Below are 21,737 nucleotides of genomic sequence, written 5' to 3'. Positions count from 1 at the left end.
AGCTGTTACACATCTAAATTACCCAACACCCAACGCCCAACACCCGACACCCGAAACCCGACACCTATCTTTACAATGCAGTTGAAATGCACAACAGCTTACTATTTCTTTCGCCTTCGTTTGGTTGACTTCTCTTTAACGGGTGGGGAAGTCAGTTGAAAACCGTCATCTGTTGTCGCCGAATTGGTTTCGGGAATGGGTAAACTAATCACGGGTTTGGGGAGGTTTTCATTTAACGGAATATCGTGATAGGGGTCATATTTTTGCGTAAACGCTTCCAGTCCAATACTTTCTAATTCATCGAACATTTCCAAACACAATTGGGGTGCTTTCGGATAACTTTTGTGGCTAAATGTCGAAAGAACATGACAATATTGTTCTCGGTTGAGGTGGTACGCTTGGGCGATAACGGCGTCAATAGCAGCCCGAACTTTCCAACGTTCATCATCGGTGGCTAATACCGGAAATTTAACTGTTGAGTTTTCGTCTTCTAAACCACTATTTTCTCGCCATACATCACCCAACTGTTCACGCCACAATGGTTCATAACCCGAATGATTACACGTTAAACGAAGGGCGGAATGGGCGAGGAAGGTGTCGGGTTTTGGTGTCGGGTTTTGGTGTCGGGTGTCAGCAAATACTTGAATTGGTAATGGACAAGAAAAAAGAATAAACTGATTAATGTTTGCACTAGCACGAATTCGGGCTGTCCAATCAAAACTAAAAGTGTTTAAAGTTGCACTTAATTGTAAAATAAAATTTCTCGAACAGTTAAAAGGTTGACGCTCTACAGGCGCACTGTTACCAAAAACAGATCCGGGTGGTAGCACAAGAAAAACGATTGTTCTTTCGTTAGTAGAACTGGCGATCGCTCGATAAGCCCCACGAAAATAAGTAGAAGCTTGGCACCAATCTGGTTTATCTTGAAGTCGAGAAATTTCTATACAAGAAGATGCTTTATCTTCCCATCTATCATTATAAAGCCAAAATGTTTTTCCTTCGTGTAGAACCAGATAACCTCGCTCTAACAATTGTTTGGCAATATCCGGATCTCTAGGATCTTCACCGTTGGGTAAAATCTCATCAGTATTTGTAAACCGCCAATCATCACGATTCATATCTAATTCACGACCTAATTTAATTTTTAAGCGTTCGCAAACCGTTCCAAAGGGTTCACCAGTGGCAAAACAAACTTTAGCAACTTCTAAATCTTTCTCAGACTGCAATTCTAACAAACTGAGATAATCACCCCCGGTTTTTTGAATAAAATCAAGGGTGTAGTTTAAAGGTGGACGCTGTTCTTTTTCCTCAAACAGCCATTCATCATCATGGAGATAAAAAGCACAGGGAAATTTTGTGGTTTGCTTTCCTTTTTGAGCGATAACAGTCGCAAATTTGAAACGAGAATCAATTTCAAATAACTTTCGGCGGTTTTCAAAAGAATAACAGCACTGACAAGCCATATTTTCAAAGTAAAGCTGTCTAATTCCCGTCGCTCCTTCATTGGCGTGAAATCCCGATGGAAGAATTAAACCTACATAACCATTAGCTTTGAGTAAACTTGCACTCGCCTCTGCAAAAATACAATAAGCATCAGCATTTCCCCTTCCGGCTAAAATGTTACCGATTCTAACATTTTGATATTGAAACTTGACATCATGTACTTTCCCCTGTTCTTCAAATTCTTTCTGATAATCTTCAAATGCAGTTTTAATTTTCGGGTCGTTTAATAACCTGTTTTCAGTTTCCTCACTTTCTCGCTTGTTAGGTGCATCCAAAATGGAAATATCAAAACTCGCCAAAAATTCTTTAGTAAATGGTCGAACTCGATCCCAAGGTGGATTACCTAAAACAACATCAAAACCGTGAACCTCGTTTAAATTTCCGGTCGGATAAAACACCTCAGCAAACATTAAATCGTAGGGAAAAGCAGGAATAGAAATATCGGTTAAAAAAGCCGATAAATCACCCGACACCCGACACCCGACACCCGACACCTCATCCCCAACACCCGACACCCGACACCCGACACCCGACACCTCATCCCCAACACCCAAACCCTTCGCGATCGCCTGTCGCAACGATACCGGATCGGAAGTTTCAAGGGCGCTGAAATCTTCGGGTAACTCGCCATTTTCCGCAAAAAATTTGACCAAATTGGCGTAAGCAATATCATCACAATTTCCCAACATTACCCCGCCCGACCAAGCGGCCGCTATAATTTTAAACGGAGCCAACGCCCGATCTAACTTATCTTTTGCCGCCTCTTTTGCCTTCAACTCCGATAAATTAAATCCCACCGTAGCTTCTAGGGATTTAACATGAGTTAAAGCCTGCGCCATCGCCTCGGTAAACCGTTCTCGAATACCCCGAAACAGCAATGGATCGATCTCCTGTTGGGTACCCGGATAGGTGAGTAAATGGTGAAAAAATGGCCCCGTCAGAGAATCCCCCAACAGCAGACGGTGATCCAAAAACGTTAGCGGTAAACCCTCCGCGTGAGACTCCAACCACAGCGACAACTTCGCCAACTCCACCGCCAGGGGGTTTTTATCGACACCATAGAGACAGTGAACCGCCACCATGCGGCGACAAAGGGCTTGGGCTTCTTGTTGAGAATAGCCTGACTCTTGACCTTCCGGGGCGGAACTGGGAAGATAGTTGAGAAGTTTCTTTTCCGGGTCGGGAAGGGCGAGAATGCGCTGACGGTAAACATCCGCGATTGACGCAGCAGCGTCAGTGGCGGAGCCAATCGCGTTGGAGTCGGAGTTGGGTGTCGCCGGATCGACCGCTTCAGAAGCTTGTTCTGCGGCTAATATTTTCTCATCGCACAGCCGACAAGCCTCGTAGAGTTGATCGCCGAGAAACCGACAGGCTTCAACCAAAAAATGTCCGCTACCCATCGCCGGATCGAGAACCTTTAGCTTGAGAATAGCAGAGGGGTTGGGGTCGTGTTTGGGGCTGCATTCATCGATTTTCGCGCCCAAAGTTTCCCGCACCAAAAACCGCACGAAAGAATGGGGGGTATAATAGGAACCGCTCGACTTGCGCCCCAACCCGACCCGCAAATAAAACTGTCCGGGCTTAATTTCCTCGATCCATTGAACCTTGGTTTTTTTAGTGCGTTTGGGGGTTTCTTCTTCGTCATCGTTTTCGATGTCGGTGTCGCCGTCCGTTTCCGACTGCACAACCGGGCGGTATTTTTCCCCCTGGGCGAGAGGAACCACCACTTGTAATTTGTCGCGTTGCAGCCGACACATGGGTTCTGTGGCGATACCCGGTTCGAGTTCCAGCAGCGCCTCATAAACCCGTCCCAAGTCTTCCACATCCAGCGATCCGTAGTGAACCCGTTCTCGGGCGATCGCTCCCCGCCGTTTGGCCGTCCAAAGCAACTGATCCAACAAATGAGCAACCGCCCGTTCACCCCAACTCAAGGATGATAAAATCGGCGTGGTATTCGGCCCAAACAGCGCCCCGCCCAAAGGTTTAACATGGAGTTCGGTACATTCCAACCCCTCAGCAAACATCCGAAACATCTGCTTTAAGCCCTGTTCGAGAAATTCGCCCGTTTCCATCCCCTCATCGAGAACCCGACGGACATACTTCGCCAAAGCCGTTGTCGGCGAAAAAGAATTGCGCCAAAGACTGGTAGAAGCAAAACTAAAAGCCCTGGCGGGGTCATCGCTGGTTTCCAGCTTGAGAACAAACAACAACCGATAAACCACAATTAACCCTTCTCGCCAGAGTTGTTTGGCGAGGGCGTCCGGTTCGTAGTTGCGATGTGGCGCATTCTGAATGTCGGGTGTTAGAGGTTCTGCATTGGCTTCAAGCTGACCCCGATCTAAAATTTCTTGAATAAACAGCCTTACCGCTCGTCTTGCTTGAACCCTCAAATCTTTGGTAACTTGGGCTTGTTGGAGTCTGGCTTTTTCGACCAACTCGGGAACCGCTACAATTCCCTCGGGCGAACTCAAAGCCCAAACCAGGCGGTAACTGTCCGGTACCGATCGCGATCGCTTCCAGTGAGTGTCGATGGGGACGATCAGTTGGGAGTCGGGACGGGCGGGATCGGAAATTAACACCCGCAGTTCAACGCCGTTGGTGAGGAGTCCAACCCGTTCGCCGGAAGTCAGCAGCACCCGTTGGGCAACGCGCAGATGGGAAAAACGGTAGGCTAACCCCCGTTTGGCGGGTGCGTCGAGATCTTCTTCAAAAGCTGTCGTCCAGACTCGCAGTTTCGATGAACCGTCTGCGGTTTTTAGCAAATAACCCCCCGACTCCAAACCTTCGCGGGTTTGAACCTGATCGGCATTTTCTGCGGTGGCGTATCCCAAGCGTTCGATCAGGGGTTCAACAACGTGGTTAAAAACGCGAACGGCGCCGCCCATTGTGGAAAGTTCTCGCAATTTGCGGCGGTAAACCTCCCAGGACTGCTGTAGGGTTTTGCCTTCGGTTCCGGTGGTTTTGGCGAGGAGTTTTTTCTTGGTGAGTTGTTTTTCGAGTTCAAACTTAACAAAGGGTTCGGGGAAAGCCGGCCCGGTAAAGGAATTGTGTTCTAAAATTTCTAAAGCCATGATTATTTCTCCGAGGGAACGAGCATTAATACACCGATGGGAACAATTTCGAGCGGATGCAAATGAAGTCGGTTTTCTAAGTCCTGTTGTCGCTGGTGATAAAGTCGCAGCACTCCATCGGCTTCGCTTCGCAGTTTTGGCGGTTGACTCGGATCGGCGCTAAAAGCCGCGAGTTTTTCCAGGGGGTCGTCAAGGGTTGTCCAACTGGGAGGTTCGGAAACTGGAACGGCATCAAATAAGCCCAACTGTTGACTGGCGATCGCCTCCAGGGGGAGAATTTCCTGATGTCGCAGATCCAGCCACTCTTTCAAACGCGATTGTTCTTCTTCCAAGTTGGCTTGAAATTCCCCAACAAAGGTTTCCGCCAGGGGTTGAAAGCCCGACTCAACTGCCCGTTTACCCCCTTCGAGTCCCGCTTCCCACAATGCGTGAAAGTGGTTTTCCCAGACTTTGGCGGTTTTGATGGCATTTTGGCGATCAGCGAACTTTAACCACTGTTCGGCTTTGGGCAAAAATTTCGGTTTTCCGGTTTGGGGAAACTCAACGGCGACAACCCGTTCAAATTCTCGTCCGCTATCGGATAAAATTCGCCCGACGTAGGTTAGCAAAAGAGTGGGTTGATCGACGTCGGCGAGAACCGCACTGACTCGCGGATCTTGTTCTGCGGTTCCGCCGAAGGACAGGTTGCGAACCCGATCAATTGCCCGTCTAACCAGGGGGTGCGCCCGCCCCAAATAGCCGACGGGGCGATCTTGGCGATCGCGGGTGATGTCGAGGTTGGTGGTGAGGCGAATCGTTCGGCTTTCTTGATCGTATCCCGGCAGATCTTCGGTTCCCGAGTGCCAAGCGGGGGGAAGTTTGATCTCAAACAATTGTTCTTTTTCGGCGTTCACGTCTCCGCCGTCTAACTGCACCGCATCGCAAACAAAGTTTAGCAAATCTACCCCACTGGCTTTTGAACCTTCGGCGCGTAGGGTTTCCGCATCAGCTAACAGTTGGCTTTCGGCGTTCATCCCCACATCGGCCAACCAAGCGTTAGTTTTGGCGGCTTGTTCAAACCCTTTCAAACTTTTATCAATTTCTTCCAAAAGTTCTCGGGTGGCGATATCGCTTCCTTGATTTTCATCGATGTCGGTCAAGTCTATTCCTCCCCCTTCGTTAACGAGGGAAAATAGGGGCAATTGTTGGGAAGTTGAGCGTTTTTCATCTTCATCAATTAAGCCTTTGAGCAGTTTTTCGGTGGTGACATCGCTGCTGGTGGTCACGCCCAAAGTATTGGGTACAAATGTCAGGCGCGATCGCTGCCGTTCGTATTTGGCAATTAACCGCAGTAAAATCCGTTCTTCAAAGGTGCCTTGCAGGTAAAGATAGCGAACTTCGGGGTTAAATTTCTGCCCAAAGCGGTCAATTCTACCGTTGCGCTGTTCCAAACGGTTCGGGTTAAAAGGCAGTTCCAGATGAATCAAATGGTGGCACTTTTGTTGTAGGTTTAACCCTTCGGCGGCGGTATCGGTACTGATTAAAACCAAATTGGCTTCGCGGCAAAAACGGGAGGTCATTTGACTGCGAATTTCGTTGCTATTCTGGCCGCTCATGGCGATAACCGTGCCGATTTCTGCTTTTTCTAAGGCTTTAACGGCGGCTTTTTGGGAGTCGATATATTCGGTGTAAATGAGAATATTGGCATCGGGTTCTTGCGTGCGAATGGTTTGAATTTCTCGAATTAATTGGTCGAGTTTTGGATCTTGAGAAAGGGCAGCTTCGGCTAAACTGACCAATTCATCCAAAGATTCGACTAGGTTGGAAATGCGGCTCACCGTCGGAGAAGTTGAGCGTATTTCTCGCTGCAATTCGGCGAGTTGTTGGGCAATTTCTTCGGCTTCGAGTAACGCAATATCTTCTTCTTCTTCAACGCTAACCGTGCCGAACCGTTCGAGTTTACGCTGATAATCTTTGAGGGTTTTTAAACGCTGGCGGCGACTTTCTTGATTTTCTGAACTTTGGGTGAGAATCTGTTGAAAGCGATCGGCAACAACGCCCAAGGTGGCTTTACAGGCTTCGACGCTGGAAACGCTGCGCTTGAGTAGGGCGATAAACGCCAAAACATCGCTGTAGCGTTTGGCTCGAAAGGCGCGTTTGAGTTGGGGGGCGAGGAGTTCGAGGAGTCCCCTCTGCAAGGCTTCAAACTGGGGATAGTGTTGCGGATCGGCGGCGACCGGCTGCGGTTTGACGATCCGTTCTTTGAACTGGAGTTCTTTAGTGACGGGATCAACGATGTGGCGTTTCAGGCGTCGGATCACATGGCGTTTGTAGCGATCGCCCCGCAAGCTTCCCCGTCCATCCACCAAGGAGGGGTCAAGCAGTTCGCACAGAGACGCAAAAGAGCGATCGTTCCCATCGTGGGGGGTGGCGGTTAACATCAAAAACGTATCGCAGCGTCGAGCCAAAACTTCAGCCAACCGACGGCGTTGAGAGTCTTCGCGATCGCCAATGCTTCCCAAGTCCATGCAGTGATGGGCTTCATCGAGGATAATCACATCATAGCTGGCCCGTTCCAAAAGGTCGAGAATGCGTTCCTGTTTGAGGAAGTCAATGGAAACCAAACCGAGGGGGATATAATCAAAGGGGTTCGCCCCCAGTTCGTTACTGCGGCGTATTTCCTGCAAATGGGAACGGTTCACCACGTCAAACCGCAAGCTAAACCGTTCGGACATTTCCAGCTTCCACTGTTCCAGCAGGGGGCCGGCGGGAGATACGATTAAAATCCGGTGCGCCATCCGCCGCGCCATCAACTCCGTTAACACCAGTCCCGCCTGAATGGTTTTTCCCAAACCCACCCCATCAGCCAACAGCAACCGCACCCGACTCATGCGAAGGGCGCGTAAAACCGGAACCAGTTGATAGGGTTCGAGTCGCAGCCGCCCCGGTTGCACCGCCTGCAAAGCCCGTTGACCCAAAGCTTGTTCGAGGAGAAAGGCTTGATGATAAACCAGCCAATTTGCCAGGGGAGAGGCTTTGGCGGGGTTAAGTTCTCGCCGCAGCGCCCGAATAGTTTCAAAGGGAACCAAAATATCAAGTTCCTCTCCGCGTATGACCCCCTCCAAACAGCGCAGGCGATAAAGGGTTTGTTGTCCTAGCGGTTGAGAAGTCACAACTTCCCATTTCAAACCACGGGCGATCACTTCTGTTCCCGGTAATAGTTCAGTCACGGCGCAGTCCTCGGATGGATCTTGAAGGTTTCGGGTTTCGGGTTTCATCGAACATAACACCTAACACCCAACACCTGACACCTCTATTTTCTCCTATTTCTGACTTAAATAGGCGATTTTTATAGAACTTTTGTTGTTAAAAAAATATGCCAATATAACAGCTTTTTTTGATGTAGTAACGGTTGCCTCCTTTTATTAGATTAAGCTGCGGCTCATCTCAATATATCATCGATAATCTTGAACACCTGACACCCGACACTAACAGACAACCCAACGTATAATTATCTAATTTTTCAAGTAAAATAACTTTTGATTTATGGTTTGTGATGGCGTTTCAATTTTGGCTGGTGTACACTATAAATTAAGGAAAATTTTTCCAAAATCAATCGAATCTAATCCAACTGACACCCAATCCTAAGACTATTATGTTGCCTTTACCTGAAGATATGCCAAAATGGTACACTGTTGTTAATTGTGAACAGCTCGAAAAAGAAAAAGGTTGGACTCCAAAAACAAAACATATTGTTCAAAAACCAAACAGTAATAAAGAAATTATTAACGCTTGGAATGGAACCGTAGAGCCACGCAACGGGAAGCAATACACCGTTCGAGTTGATAAATTAGAAGTTCTCAGTCCGATTCAAGTCGGGGGTTATATTTTTTCAGAAGGGGGAATTTTACCCGCACAAGTTGGCGGCGTTCCCTATATTCCCGGTTCGAGTATACGGGGTGCATTTTTAAAGTGGATTAAAACCAATTTACCCAACCTCGAAGCCTCGGAACAACAATTTTGGTTGAGTTTGTTGAAACCCGATAAAACCGGTTGGCAACCCCGCAAAATTCGGTTTGAAAGTGTGCTGTTAAAAAAAGATCTAAAACCGTTTCCGCTTTATGCTCAACAAGAATGGCAAATTTTTAATGAAAAAAGTAAGAACTTAAGCGTTCAGTGGCAAGTTTCGCCAAAACATCCCCCAAAACCGACTCCCGGAAACAAAAGCTTACAAGTTTTGTTGAAAGAAGGGGCAACTCCTCAACAGAAAGAATGGCTGGAAACCCAACTCAAACAAATGTTAGAAAAGCGGGGAATAGGACGGGGAACGGCTTCGGGGTTTGGGCGGTTGGGAACTTCTATTCCGTCTGGAAAATGGCAAATAGAACTCACAGGAATGAAACCCTGTGTTCAACAGTATAATAATAATCCAAATAAACCCGAAAAGAACCAAAATGGAATTTATCGTTGGACTCCTCAAGTTTTACGGGCAAATTTGCGGGGATATTTTACCCGGTTGGCGTTGTCGTTACTTTCCCGTCAAAATGCGATCGCACTCACGAACAAAGTTTTTGGAGGGCTAACAAGTCCCGCCCAACTTCAACTGACGAGTTATTTAGGGCAAGTTAAATCCCCGTTTAAATTACAAAATCAAGACTATGCAAATACTAAAGCAAAAGATGCCCATGAAACTTGGGTAATTAATGTCGATTGTAATTCATCATTTGATGATTTAATTGGGAGATTATTGGATTTAAGTAGTCGCTTGGGTGGACTTGGCCCCGGTTGGCGACGTCCCCCTCATATACTTGACAGGTTCAATGGGTTTCGCGGAAGTGAATTTGAGGTTTCTCCTGTGGCTTCCAGTGGGGTTTTTGAAGAAAATCCTGGTCAATATCTTCAGTCTCTCATCGAACGTTTACAGGAAATTATTCGTCAGCTTGCTAAAGGGGCAGGGTTGCAATTTTCCAATAACATAACTGCTGGAAAAATTGTTAGTATTTGGCAAGGTGAACCGACCCTCTGGGAAGAAATTGTTCATAAAGTTTGTAGCACTAATGCGAAGGATAAACCGAGTTGGTGTGGAATTATTGATAATGAAGATAGCAAAAAGAAGGGTAAAAAACCTCGACCTTCGGGTTATGCAGTGCGAGAATATGAGAGTTTCTGTTTGCTGACAGTATTCGATCCCGATGTTGAAGAAACTCTCCGCCAAAAACATTTTACTCGCATTTGGCTGTCCCAATAATCGGGTTATGTTTTAAGGATGGGGGTGAATAACCTGTTACTGAGGCGATCGCAAACCCCTGACACCGGACTCCTGATCCGGATTAATTTCTCTGAGTTGACAATTTTTGCGAGGGTCAGGCAAAATGGCTGAAAGGCTGATTGTTTCGTTGAGAGCCTCGATATCCCTCCCTGTAAGGGTTTCAGGTTGTTTGCTCGACCGTTTTACCCCAATGCGCGAGGCTGTTTTGAGTACCCCTCGCAAACTGGGTCTAGACACAAGGCAGGGTAAGGGGTTTAAATAGAGGGGTAGCGACTTTCATTAGAAAGAAAAGGTGTTGAAACTACATTTCTGCGTACCGGTCAAAGGATATAACCCCTTGTAGCGACTTTCATTAGAAAGAAAAGGTGTTGAAACTTGCGCTTCAGCTAGCCATCGTGCAATCCAAGCCATGTGTAGCGACTTTCATTAGAAAGAAAAGGTGTTGAAACTGATTCAAACAAGAAGTTGTGGGGTAATTCCAACTCTAGTAGCGACTTTCATTAGAAAGAAAAGGTGTTGAAACAAATCGACTCAGATAAAATATTCTAAAGACAGGAGAATTAGGGTAGCGACTTTCATTAGAAAGAAAAGGTGTTGAAACATATACCGTGTAAATTTCCTCAACTTCAGTAGGTGGTAGCGACTTTCATTAGAAAGAAAAGGTGTTGAAACCGATCAACCCATCTTTTAGGAATCTTGACTGGATATTGTAGCGACTTTCATTAGAAAGAAAAGGTGTTGAAACCTATCCTTGACTACCTCCACTTCTTTGTATTTACCGACCTTGTAGCGACTTTCATTAGAAAGAAAAGGTGTTGAAACAGGAAACTTATTCCGACTGATTTTTTACAACCTTTGTAGCGACTTTCATTAGAAAGAAAAGGTGTTGAAACACAATAGGATTTTCAACCGCACCGTTCATTCGTTGTGAATATACAGTAGCGACTTTCATTAGAAAGAAAAGGTGTTGAAACCCCATACTTCATCGAGATCCATAGAAGCTAACAACTTGTAGCGACTTTCATTAGAAAGAAAAGGTGTTGAAACCATCAATAGCGTATTCTTCTATTAATTCTTGAATTAAGTAGCGACTTTCATTAGAAAGAAAAGGTGTTGAAACCCAACAACAAAACGATCCATCTTAACGAGATTGCGACATCAAGTAGCGACTTTCATTAGAAAGAAAAGGTGTTGAAACAGTTGATGCTTAAGCCTTAGTTTTTAGCCAGTTTTAGTAGCGACTTTCATTAGAAAGAAAAGGTGTTGAAACACCTTGTAAATCTTTACAAGGTTTTATTTTTATGGAGGAGTAGCGACTTTCATTAGAAAGAAAAGGTGTTGAAACTGGATATTGGTTGTCTGAACACTTGCTAATTTGTTGTTTTGGTAGCGACTTTCATTAGAAAGAAAAGGTGTTGAAACCTATGTATTGCCGAATAAGAGTATCTGGAAACCTTTTGTAGCGACTTTCATTAGAAAGAAAAGGTGTTGAAACTGCCTTCAAAACTTGATTGTTTGCGATCGCGCGGTGTAGCGACTTTCATTAGAAAGAAAAGGTGTTGAAACACTGTATGAAGCGTTGCGCCATCTCCGGCGTACAAAGTAGCGACTTTCATTAGAAAGAAAAGGTGTTGAAACAGCAACATAGCGGCGCGGGAGATAGCTAGATCTTCATTCGTAGCGATTTTCATTAGAAAGAAAAGGTGTTGAAACCATACCAACAGCCAGGGGCGACCTCGACTCGACTCATTTGATTGTAGCGACTTTCATTAGAAAGAAAAGGTGTTGAAACACAATTTTGGTGTAAATTTTGTTCTCCCCATCTTTTTCGTAGGTAGCGACTTTCATTAGAAAGAAAAGGTGTTGAAACCAACAGAAAGATAGGGTAATGTCAGGAAGATGTTTTGTAGCGACTTTCATTAGAAAGAAAAGGTGTTGAAACAGGATTTTGGAATAGTAATGTCGCTGCTGCTGCGATCGTAGCGACTTTCATTAGAAAGAAAAGGTGTTGATACCGCAAAAAAATAAAGGCACAGTCTAACCGTGCCTTTTCTCTATAACTGAAGTATATTGTAGTGAAATCGAACGACTTTAAGGTTCAGTTTGACTATTTTTTGCATCCTTGAGTCGCATAGTCCAAAATTGAATTGTATCGGCAATTTCAATTAACAAATCCGTCAACAAAACCTGTTCATTGAAATTCAAATTTTGAAAACGTTCCTGAAATTCATCCGTTGTCATATTGGAGCGAATGTTTAAATCATTACCAACAATTCTACACAAAACCACCCGTGCAACACCCCAAGCAAAATAACGCCTTTGTTCGTCCGAATCTTGATTAGCATCGGGTATTTCTCCATTTAATAACCGGAGAGAACGAGACATCGCCCAAAAGCGTACAACGCCCCAATTGGAGACGTAATCAGCAATACCACTGGCCGCACCTTGCCACTGTTTAATTTGCTCAATTGAGCCGGCACCCGCCTTGAGGAGTTGAAAAACTTCTCGATCCAACTCATAGGATACAACATTTTGATCCATCACTTATTTTCCTCCTGAAATGGCTGAATTACCACCCGTCCGTAACCGACACTCCAGAGTCCGCCTAAATAATGTTCATCGTGGAGAAACTTTTCCCATTTTTCTAATTTTTCAAGCTTTCCACGAGTCGTCCAGGTGACGAAAAATACCGCTCCCGGAGGCAATCCTTCCACCGCAAAAAGATTGTCGATTAAATTTCCCTTTTCGTCGGGTTCATCCTTTATACTCACTCTCGGTTGACGAACTAACCCCATATCCACAAACAGATTAATACTGGTATCTGGAACCACAATTAAGCGATCGCTAGGAATGTCGATGCTCGGTATGTTTTGGGAACGGGGTAAATTTTTAGTGATCTTATTAGTGATCTCAGAATCATACTGCACATTTTTCAATTTCAACCACCGGAGAAAGACATCTTTTCCCTGTAACTGCTGTTCGGTAATATATATTAAATTGCGATCGTTTAAATTCAAAACAGACTGTTGAGAAAGCTGTTGAAAACGGTTCAGCCAACCCAAACAACTGATCCACCAATTGCCATACCCCAACACATGAACGGGCCACCAAACCGGCCAAGCCCAACTTAAAGCAATCCCTCCCCGTGAAACGTTATCATCGGAAATCTCTTCATTTTTCCCCAATTTTTTACCAAACCAATTGTTGACCAAATCTTTGTAATCTTCTTGATTTTCGGCGTGTTCTCGCAACGCACCCCGCACAGAACTTCCCGGAATAGCTGGCGTGCGATCGCTCAACCGATAAATGGGATTATTATTGCCTCGGATGCTACTATCGGCGCCGCCAATATGAACGGGTTCGCAACAAATTAACCATTCAACTGTCATAAATAAGTCCTCAAAATAACCACAAATGTCCGTAGCCCAAAACGTGACGGTTAAACGGATCGGGTAATGGCCCCGAATGAGAAACAGGGGAAGTTCCCGCCCACAAATACACCGCCCCCGCAGGAGTCATCCACTCCCCAGGCGTGAGTACCGCAACTCGACGGGTGGGATCGTGGCGATCGCGAACTTTCTTCCAAGACTGCCAAGGAACGCCCATTTCCGCCGCATAACCCTTGACTCCTGGGGGTGTGGGACAGGAAAGCTTGGTTTGGGGTTGTTGCCAAAGCGCGCCCGTGAGTAAAATAGCCTCTTTAGGGTTGGCACATTCGGCCCCCAAATTTTCCCATCGAGAACGTCCTCGCACAGAACGAACCGTGACCGGAGTTCCCGCCCCTAAAATCCCCGTCTTGGGCGGTTCGTATTCACCGATAATTTTGACCAAAATTGACCAATCAGGATCTAATAAAGTCGTCATTTCGGCAAAAAAACCGCCTTCATCTTTAACTTGAAAATCCTCCCGACTGTTGTGACTTAAAGTTAAAGTTTCCCAAGGCAAATGTTTTAACTCATTATCATCAGGTTTTCCCGACGAGAAACTCCACTCCTGCGATCGCCAAAACTCCTCCAAAGTATTAATTGGAATCAGATATTGACCCCCAATAACCTCAATCTCTTGACCTTGGTGTTGGCTTTGTACTTGCCACTGTTCTTGTTCATCCCAAACCAAACGATAAAGGTTTTGCGGAGGAGATTCTTTAGAGGTGCGGTTCTCAGCAATATCAAGGGTATAAACGGGTAAAGGCAAAAGAACGTAAAGAGTGGAATCGCAATACCAAAACGGCCCCCAGAGTTGAGCATGACTGGGCAAATTCAAACAAGCCGCCAACTGATGACCGTTCGGAGGCCAGCGACAGCCGACCTGTCCGCTATTTTGTCCAACGGGGGTGAGATTGCCAATAGTAATCGGCCCTGTAGGTGTGATGGTGTACCATCCGGTCATGGTTCCTCCTGTAATGTGAATTGGGTGTTTGGTGTCAGGTGTCAGGTGTTGGGTGTTGGGTGTTAGGTGTTATGTTCAATCAAACCCGAAACCCAAATCATTCTTCCCCTGCCCTAACCCGTTCGATCCACTTGTCTCTTTCTCGCTGTTGACGGGCGAGAAAACCTCTGAGGGCGATCCAGTTTAACCACCATTGCCAGTCGCCTATTTCATCTCGAAACGCCCGTCGGTCATAGGCTTTAGCCGTCGTTTCCACTTGTTCCCAACACAAGGGTAATTTCACACTCGCCCACAAGGTATCGATTAAATCTCGGACTGTAGCTGGAGAAGATTCTTGAATACGGGTGCTGTCGAGATAGCTGAGTAACTTTTCCCAACAGTTGAGATCGGTTTTGTCTTCTGCCGTCGGTTCGACAGTCATCAACAAATTCCACAACGGCCAGGGACAAACCCACTCCAAAGATTGACCGCTGTTGAACAACACCCGAATACAAACCCGGTTGCGACCTTGATTTTTGGCGTGTTTGTAGGCGTCGTTCAGTCCTCGATGCCACAGTGATTGAGGAATGCGACGTTGGGCGATCACCACTCCCAAGCTAAAATTCATTTGATGCCCCGGAACCGGATAAATTTGATTTTCGTATTGCACCCAACCATCCACCGGCGGATCGAGGGGTTGAGTCAAGGGTGAAGGGTTTCCCGTCCAAAGGGTGTGTAAGTTACTCGTGAGGGCGATCGCTTCGGTGATTGGCCCCAACAGCAAAAAGTCATCTCCCCCCGCAAATATCACCCGTCCGTTGTGATGGTCTTCGGTGAGTTTGTACAGCAGTCGGTTCCACAAACTAAACAACACCGACAGATCAACCATGTGGGGCAGTTCTACAACTCTCGTTCCCGATGGGTTGGGCGGTTCGATATCGAGTTGATACTCGGCGATCGCTTCTGGGCTAGGATGCCATCTCTCCCAGGGAAGTTCGAGTTTGCTGTATTGCTGTCCAGATAGCCATTTTCCCATTTTGTCACCATCACCCCGCCAGCCCACCGTCCATTCAATGGTGCTTTCCCAACCTTTGGGAATACTGCTTTCCCAGTCGGAAATTTCTTCAGAGTCGATATTGCGGCGTTCTAAAACTCGGGGATGGGTGTAGGTTTGGGATTGGCGATCAACAGCAGGTATTCCCCACAGACGCTTCGGTTGATCCTCAAAAAAGTATTTATCGTAATCGCCTAATTCCTTATTCCAAACCTCAGATAAACCCATTTGCGGTATCCAAGCCGCAGCCGCAGCAGTGCGATCAGGAAAACGTTCCCAAGGACAATCGGGGGGCTTTTTACCCCATAATCGTTCTAGGGTCGGACAGATAATTTCTGGTACAGATGCCAACCGCTTCACCATTTCGATACTGTTGAGGCGATCGCTGCGGGAAAATAACCCGGAGAGTCGGCTATTTTCGGCAATTTTTTCCCACCATTGATTCAAGGTACTATTTGGTAATCCCCAAGTTCCACCTCGATCAATGGGTTTTAAGCCTGGGTGCCAAATCGATAAACTCCCGGCGCTGGGGCTAGTCCGTCCACCCCACCAAGTTCCTCGCCAGTTTCGCCCGAGTTTGGCGGCTTCCAGGCGTTGATGGAGTTGTTCTATATCCTCAACTGCGCGATCAGGTCGCAGGGGTTGAGAGTCGCCGTAAATTGTCCAAAAATAATGATGATCGGCAAGAATAACCTGCCAACCGACTCCATTGAGATAGCGGTTATGGGCGATCGCAGCTTGTTCGAGTTGTTGCAGAAACCGTCCCCATTCGGTTGAGATAATTTGTTTGCAGTTATCCCACCATTGGGGTTCGTCGGGAAAAAGTCCGGTGAGTACGTTGGGAAGTTCGGCTTGCCAAAATGTTTCATCGATGCCAGTTTCACCATGTAACCATCGCAATAAGGGCGAGGAATGATGTAAAGGTAGTAATACTTGACCTCCGGCTTCTTCCCAACGATAGATTAAAACACCTGCTAAGTAATGACACAACCAGGAACCAACCGCCCAGTCCCGCAGGCGGTTTCCTCCTCCTAAAAAGGTTTGAACCGGGCCGAAGGTGATCGCGCCAACTTGAGTTAGAGTTGGATCAGATTGGCTAATTTGTTCGCAAGATTCCCCAGTTGCACCTCCTCCCCACCAAAATTGATTAGTTAAATAGTCGGAAGTTTGCCATTCACCGCTAACGGGATGAGTTGATCGAGAGGGTGGGGTTTCTGGCAGTTTAGAATATAGCTGTTGTTGTTTTTGCAACCAATCCGGTAATTCCATTACAGCGTCCTTTTGATTTCAGCAACTAGGTTTTCGTAATCTTTAACTTGTTTTTCAACCTCGGTTGAAAGGTTGGCAAGATTGACAATATAATTCAGCCAATCAATAGCAATTTGTGAGGAATGTTTGGAATCCTTAACAGTTCCGATATCGTCTGTTTCTTCATCCAAATATTTATCAATTGCATCTCCCATCAGGGTATGATAAAGTTCATTTCTCAAACTGAGAAAGCTTTTCCCTTGCAACCAATTTTTGCAGTAAAAAATTTTAAACTCTGTCCAGTCAGGAACATTAGATACAGAATTGACTTGATAGTTAATTTGTCGTTTATGGTAATTGTTTCTTTCCAAGTACGAACCCTGACTCAATAGTTTAACTGTACTTTTGATTTCAAGCCGAAATTCTATCTCTTGTTGATTTAGTTCTCGATACTTTAAAACTACTTTGTCCGATGTTCTTTCCCAATAATACTTGCCCGAACCCTGGCATTCAACCAAACAGAAAATAGCCAGTTCAAACGCACCTGCTACCCTTAAATACCAGTGCATCCATTGTCCGCGATCGCGAAACGCTTGTTCACTCCACAGCGCGATCGCAATTCGTTCTATAATTTCATCTTTTGGAGAAGAAAATTTTGTTTTTTTCGCGAAAAGGTTAAAAGAAACAGCCCGATCTAGCTGTTTCAATTTATTCCGAGTTTGCTCCCGCTCATTTTCAGTTATTAGTTTTAACGCGCCTGCAAAATCCTGTATCTCTAATAACTGCTGAATTTGGGGTACTTTTAAACGCCATTGCCAGTGATCTCCGCTATGCTCATTAAGGGATGTATCTTGCCGAGAAATATAAACGAACTCAACCTGTTGACCCGCTATTTTTTGTTCAACTCCCCAGAGATACAAAGCACTACTTAAAGCAGGAGTACCGCTACTGTGTTGGATGATAAATTTATCAAAAGTGATTTTATCTGAATTGGGAGGCTGAAAAATAATGTGTTGGTTTTTGAACGAAATCATCGGATTTTCTTGTCCGCTCAAAAGATTTTCTATAGTTTTAGCCATGCCATCCCAGTTGGCAACTCCATTTTCTAATTCCGGCTGAATTTCTAAATGAATTAAATGCAGATTTATATTTTTTGCTTGACACCATTGAGAAAGAATATTTCGCCACCAATAGCCATCGGATGCCATTAAATCACTAAACGTCTGACCGCTAATATTGTGATGTTCTATCCAGGCTTGCTGATTGGTGAGAATTATTCCAAAGTGAATATTAGCTTCCTTTTGTAGACGGTCATAAACTTTTCTAATCAAAGGAAATTTAACTTGCTCGATATCCTCTAGCATTAATTCTTCGAGGAAATCTACTTCCTCGTGAAAATCCTCAAAAGTTTTACATTTTTGTATGCTGTTTTTGGCTTGATCTGACGAAATCTTTATATCGTTATTTCCTAGAACTTGTAAAACCAAGTAATTAGCCATTTAAGTTAAAGCTCCTTCACAAGAATTGACTCAACTGTTGATCGCCTTTTATTTAAAAAGCGAATCATTGAAAAAAAACAACTGCAACGTCACTAAATTTTCAAACTGGACGGGGAAAATCGCCAAAATTATTGATTGGATTTGCCCCCAAAATTCGAGAATTATTGGTTAACGAAACGTCCGAATTTGTGTTTCGTGAATCCATCCTCTCCCGCCGCAAGCATTGGTCATATACCACCCGTTTTCAGGTTCAACATAAACCGATACAACCTGCATATCTTCCAGAGTACATTTAACATTTCCACCCGGAGAAGAACGCACGTTAGAAGGAGGGTCAAATACCAAAACAAAACCCATATCTTCCATCGGTCGTATATGTCGAGCGGAACAAACGACTTTTAACATATTACGAGTGGCTTGAGACTGGGGAGAATATTCTTGACCATCGACTTCCCAAATTCCTCGACCGCAATGGGCGCCGGCATTAATTCGTTCATTTCCGAGATAATAAGTAAATCCCGACCACCAACTCGCCCCTCCCCCATTCCGTTGAATTGATTGGGTGTCCAGTCTGACCAACTGACCGCCAGAAGCCTCTCCTAACGTCAACATTTCAGCGTGGACGGGTTGGCTAAATAAACTCGACATCAAAGCAACAGCTAAACCAGAAAGTACGGAAGCTTTCATTTTCAATCTCCTGGGTTAATGAATGTAAAATTAACTTAAAAAATTGTCAGAATACGTTTAAATATTCTGTCGATAATCCTCTCAAATCCTATCGGAAAAAATGGGAAATAACGGCTAATATTGGAACCCATAAAAGTGTTAGTGGTGGCAACGGATATCGGATTGAGGATACTCTACTTTCAAGCTTAGACCGACCGCCCAAGCTGGTCAACAGTAGACCTACTGAACTTTTTAAATTTTATCGGTATTCTATTTTTAGTTAATCTCCGTAATTTTACGGATTCATTAATAATGAAAAGCATTACAAATCTCCACAACTGTATCCGACCAAAAATCCATTTTCCATCCAATAATAGCGATGCTCTGCGATGGATAGCTGTTAACTCTCAAAATCCGAAGAAAAAACTCGTAAAATACGACTATCGAAGTCGGCGATCGCAAATATGGGAATAGACAGGCAACCTCTAAAAGCGCAATATAGGATTGATGCGCTAACACGACTGCCCTTGGAGCCATTGGAATACTGTCAAAGATGGGTTGAATTGTCCCCCGAAGAACGGGGGTATCGAAAGGCTTGTGTCGAATCTCTGGCGGCAGCTACGGGGTTGAGTCCCAGAACAATCGAGAATTGGGGCAAAAACTTCGAGAAACGACCCGATCACGTCACCCATACCCTGCGTTTAGCCGATATGCTCAATCAAGTCCGTAAAATTGTCTTACCCCCCGACTATCCCCAAACTTAAATTAGTCGTACTTCACGAGTAAAACCCTTGAATTGAATCCTGAGATTATTTAACCTAGACATTGCAAACCCTCGGGTAAATCTCGTTGGATCGTCATCGCTTTGATCGCATTCGCAACCTACCATTAGAACCCTCAGACTATTGCCGCCGTTGGGTTCAGCCCGATCCCAACCGGAGTTATCGCAAAGCCTGCATTCACGCGATCGCCCAAGCAACCGGACTCAGCCCTCACACCATCAAAGATTGGGGACACAACTTTCACCGTCGTCCCACCTATGTGTTGCGTTTGCTGCGATACGCCGACTTAATCAACCAATTCCGTCAACTGCAAACTCAAGGTATTGTTACCCTACCCCCCAACTTCCCCCAAGAATAACTGATCGTGACTCACGACCAATTCAACGCTAAACCCCTTGTTTTCTCTATCCCTTCAACTTTAGGCTGGAAATTGGACAGTTTTTATTTAAAAAGGCGATCACATGAATGCTTTATCAACCTACGACCTCATCAAAGAACCATTACTCGACCTGCTGCGAGATATCAAAACCGGAAAAATCCAACTCGTAGACTTTCAACGTTCCTGGTGTTGGACAGAAGAACGAATTAAAGAGGCGATCGCTTCGGTTTCTCTTGGCTTTCCCATTGGGGCGGTAATGTTATTGCAACGAGGAAATCCCGATATCAAATTCAAATACCGTCCCATTGAGGGGGTAGCTTCTGACAACTTGATAGAACCCAAAGGATTAATTCTCGACGGACAGCAACGCACCACAACATTATGGATGAGTTTGCTTTCAAACCAACCCGTTTGGATCGACCGAGGAAAACGCTATAAACCCGACCAACGTTGGTACTATCTCGATATAGAAAAAGCGTTAGATTATCCCCACACCGATCGCGTAGATGCCATTATCGGATTAAAAGCGAACAAAAAGCTACAGCAACTCGCAGAACCGACCATCGATTGTTCGACAACCGAGAAAGAATTTGAATTGGGTTTATTCCCCGTCTCGGAAGTCTTCAACTTTATGCAGTGGCGAAGCGGATATTGGAAATATTGGCAGGGGAATTCTCAAAAGATCGAGTTAATCGAACGGTTTGAACGAGAAGTCATTAAGCAGTTTGAACATTATCAGATGGGATTATTTGTCCTGCGACCTTCACTCCCGAAAGAAGCAGTTTGTTATATTTTTGAGAAGCACAACCAAAAACAGCAGGAACTCACCCAGTTTAATCTGTTAACCTCCTCCTTTGCGGCCGAAGATTTTAATTTGCGTTTCGATTGGCAAAACCGAGAAAAACGGTTTGCAGCTTATCGAGTATTAAGGTTATTAAAACCCAGTGATTTTTTACAATCCATCGCTTTAATCGATAGCTATACTCAACGGATGGAAGCCTTAGAGAAAGGTTGTTCTGTCGATAAACTCCCCTCGGTGAGTATGAGTCGGAATCGAATCTTAAATTTAAGCCAAGACCAATATCAAAAATGGTCGGAACCGATTTCTGTTGGGTTAGAAAAAGCCGCACGGTTTTTATACGAACAGGCAATTTTTGACGCGGATGATTTACCCTATCCCATGCAATTGGTGGTGATGGCACCGTTATTCGTTATTTTGGGAGAAGGAGTTAAAGTCGATGCAATCCGCAGGTTATTATTACAATGGTTTTATTGCGGTGCGGCATCGGGAACTTATTCGCGGGGTAGGGAAGGAAAAGCGGCAAAGGATTTGATTGAAGTTCCCCAGTGGTTGCAGGATGGAAATATCCCCGCAACGGTACTCGAAGCTTTTTTAACGGAGGAACGGTTGCAGAACTTAACCAATTCTCAGGGTTCAACCTATCGGGCAATTTCGGCGTTGTTAAGACGGGAAGGGGCGTTAGACTTTTTCAGTGGAGAATCGATTAATTCGGTTCAGTATTTTGATGAAAAGATTGAGAATCATCATATTTTTCCGCAGCAGTGGTGCAAATCCCAAGGAATTCCTCGAACTCGATACAACAGTATCGTAAATAAAACGCCTTTGAAGTTAAAGACGAATAAATTGTTGGGTGGAAAAGCCCCTTCTGAGTATTTGGCTAAATTGCGGAAGCAGGGAATGTCAAAAAAAAGGATCGATCAGATTTTATTCTCCCATCTGATTGAACCCTACACGCTTTGGACGGATGATTTTGACGCTTTTTTTGAATATCGCACCGCAGCACTTTTGGGTTTGATGACTGAAGCGATGGGAAAAGAATCTAATTCTCAATCTATCTCTGTGAAGCCCTTAAAAATCAAGCTTTTATCAATTCGTTGATCAATTTGATTCTCTTTCT

General features: G+C 45.1%; 14 protein-coding genes and 1 CRISPR repeat array. Of the genes, 5 read left to right on the top strand and 9 right to left on the bottom strand.

The genetic code is table 11. The annotated features are described in order from the left end of the window. Nucleotides 1-101: 101 nt before the first annotated feature. Both L8106_RS12885 and L8106_RS12880 read right to left on the bottom strand, forming a co-directional pair. Nucleotides 102-4,574, bottom strand: coding sequence for an Eco57I restriction-modification methylase domain-containing protein (locus tag L8106_RS12885; protein ID WP_009784752.1), 4,473 nt, complete (start codon nt 4,572-4,574; stop codon nt 102-104). A gap of 2 nt (nt 4,575-4,576) precedes the next feature. Further along, entirely contained in the window at nt 4,577-7,783 is a 3,207-nt protein-coding gene (locus L8106_RS12880) for a helicase-related protein (protein ID WP_039896217.1), read from the bottom strand. Between the two features lie 425 nt (nt 7,784-8,208). Between L8106_RS12880 and L8106_RS12875 the strand changes: the two genes are divergently transcribed. Beyond that, the gene (locus tag L8106_RS12875; RefSeq protein WP_009784750.1) at nt 8,209-9,801 is read left to right on the top strand and encodes an RAMP superfamily CRISPR-associated protein; all 1,593 of its coding nucleotides are present in this window, start codon (nt 8,209-8,211) and stop codon (nt 9,799-9,801) included. A gap of 36 nt (nt 9,802-9,837) precedes the next feature. Here L8106_RS12875 and L8106_RS32155 read toward each other — a convergent pair whose 3' ends face one another. The 7 genes from L8106_RS32155 to L8106_RS12845 form a co-directional block, all read right to left on the bottom strand. Then, nucleotides 9,838-10,059, bottom strand: a complete 222-nt coding sequence (locus L8106_RS32155; RefSeq protein ID WP_156803663.1) for a hypothetical protein — start codon at nt 10,057-10,059, stop codon at nt 9,838-9,840. 29 nt (nt 10,060-10,088) lie between these two features. Then, nucleotides 10,089-11,837: direct repeats of the CRISPR family, unit length 36 nt; unit sequence GTAGCGACTTTCATTAGAAAGAAAAGGTGTTGAAAC. 76 nt (nt 11,838-11,913) lie between these two features. Then, complete coding sequence (locus L8106_RS12870; protein ID WP_009784747.1) at nt 11,914-12,363, bottom strand: hypothetical protein; 450 nt, start codon at nt 12,361-12,363, stop codon at nt 11,914-11,916. Continuing rightward, entirely contained in the window at nt 12,363-13,211 is an 849-nt protein-coding gene (locus L8106_RS12865; RefSeq protein ID WP_009784746.1) for an RAMP superfamily CRISPR-associated protein, read from the bottom strand. Before L8106_RS12865 ends, L8106_RS12870 begins: the two co-directional genes overlap by 1 nt. 10 nt (nt 13,212-13,221) lie before the next feature. Continuing rightward, entirely contained in the window at nt 13,222-14,211 is a 990-nt protein-coding gene (locus L8106_RS12860) for a hypothetical protein (RefSeq protein ID WP_009784745.1), read from the bottom strand. Between the two features lie 97 nt (nt 14,212-14,308). After that, nucleotides 14,309-16,513 (bottom strand): type III-B CRISPR-associated protein Cas10/Cmr2, encoded by a 2,205-nt coding sequence (locus tag L8106_RS12855; RefSeq protein WP_009784744.1) that lies wholly within the window; start codon nt 16,511-16,513, stop codon nt 14,309-14,311. Beyond that, nucleotides 16,513-17,991 (bottom strand): hypothetical protein, encoded by a 1,479-nt coding sequence (locus L8106_RS12850; protein WP_009784743.1) that lies wholly within the window; start codon nt 17,989-17,991, stop codon nt 16,513-16,515. Before L8106_RS12850 ends, L8106_RS12855 begins: the two co-directional genes overlap by 1 nt. 168 nt (nt 17,992-18,159) lie before the next feature. Further along, nucleotides 18,160-18,678, bottom strand: a complete 519-nt coding sequence (locus L8106_RS12845; RefSeq protein WP_009784742.1) for a hypothetical protein — start codon at nt 18,676-18,678, stop codon at nt 18,160-18,162. A 291-nt stretch (nt 18,679-18,969) separates the two neighbouring features. Here L8106_RS12845 and L8106_RS32150 point away from each other — a divergent pair, with 291 nt between their 5' ends. The 4 genes from L8106_RS32150 (at nt 18,970) to L8106_RS12830 (ending at nt 21,718) form a co-directional block, all read left to right on the top strand. Then, nucleotides 18,970-19,131: a hypothetical protein gene (locus L8106_RS32150; RefSeq protein WP_156803662.1), complete on the top strand. Its 162-nt coding sequence runs from the start codon at nt 18,970-18,972 to the stop codon at nt 19,129-19,131. After that, entirely contained in the window at nt 19,122-19,421 is a 300-nt protein-coding gene (locus tag L8106_RS12840; protein WP_009784741.1) for a hypothetical protein, read from the top strand. Before L8106_RS32150 ends, L8106_RS12840 begins: the two co-directional genes overlap by 10 nt. Nucleotides 19,422-19,506: 85 nt before the next feature. Then, on the top strand, nt 19,507-19,797 hold the full coding sequence (locus L8106_RS12835) for a hypothetical protein (RefSeq protein WP_009784740.1): 291 nt from the start codon (nt 19,507-19,509) through the stop codon (nt 19,795-19,797). Nucleotides 19,798-19,900: 103 nt separating this feature from the next. After that, complete coding sequence (locus tag L8106_RS12830; RefSeq protein ID WP_009784739.1) at nt 19,901-21,718, top strand: DUF262 domain-containing protein; 1,818 nt, start codon at nt 19,901-19,903, stop codon at nt 21,716-21,718. Nucleotides 21,719-21,737 lie beyond the last annotated feature (19 nt).

The organism is Lyngbya sp. PCC 8106 (genome assembly GCF_000169095.1).
Classification (GTDB): Bacteria; Cyanobacteriota; Cyanobacteriia; order Cyanobacteriales; family Microcoleaceae; genus Capilliphycus.
This window is presented reverse-complemented; position numbering and strand designations above follow the sequence as displayed.

Coding starts and splice junctions, on each gene's coding strand:
- L8106_RS12885 (WP_009784752.1), bottom strand. CDS start 4,574: ATGGCTTTAGAAATTTTAGAACACAATTCCTTTACCGGGCCGGCTTTC.
- L8106_RS12875 (WP_009784750.1), top strand. CDS start 8,209: ATGTTGCCTTTACCTGAAGATATGCCAAAATGGTACACTGTTGTTAAT.
- L8106_RS12870 (WP_009784747.1), bottom strand. CDS start 12,363: ATGGATCAAAATGTTGTATCCTATGAGTTGGATCGAGAAGTTTTTCAA.
- L8106_RS12865 (WP_009784746.1), bottom strand. CDS start 13,211: ATGACAGTTGAATGGTTAATTTGTTGCGAACCCGTTCATATTGGCGGC.
- L8106_RS12860 (WP_009784745.1), bottom strand. CDS start 14,211: ATGACCGGATGGTACACCATCACACCTACAGGGCCGATTACTATTGGC.
- L8106_RS12855 (WP_009784744.1), bottom strand. CDS start 16,513: ATGGAATTACCGGATTGGTTGCAAAAACAACAACAGCTATATTCTAAA.
- L8106_RS12850 (WP_009784743.1), bottom strand. CDS start 17,991: ATGGCTAATTACTTGGTTTTACAAGTTCTAGGAAATAACGATATAAAG.
- L8106_RS12845 (WP_009784742.1), bottom strand. CDS start 18,678: ATGAAAGCTTCCGTACTTTCTGGTTTAGCTGTTGCTTTGATGTCGAGT.
- L8106_RS32150 (WP_156803662.1), top strand. CDS start 18,970: ATGAAAAGCATTACAAATCTCCACAACTGTATCCGACCAAAAATCCAT.
- L8106_RS12840 (WP_009784741.1), top strand. CDS start 19,122: ATGGGAATAGACAGGCAACCTCTAAAAGCGCAATATAGGATTGATGCG.
- L8106_RS12830 (WP_009784739.1), top strand. CDS start 19,901: ATGAATGCTTTATCAACCTACGACCTCATCAAAGAACCATTACTCGAC.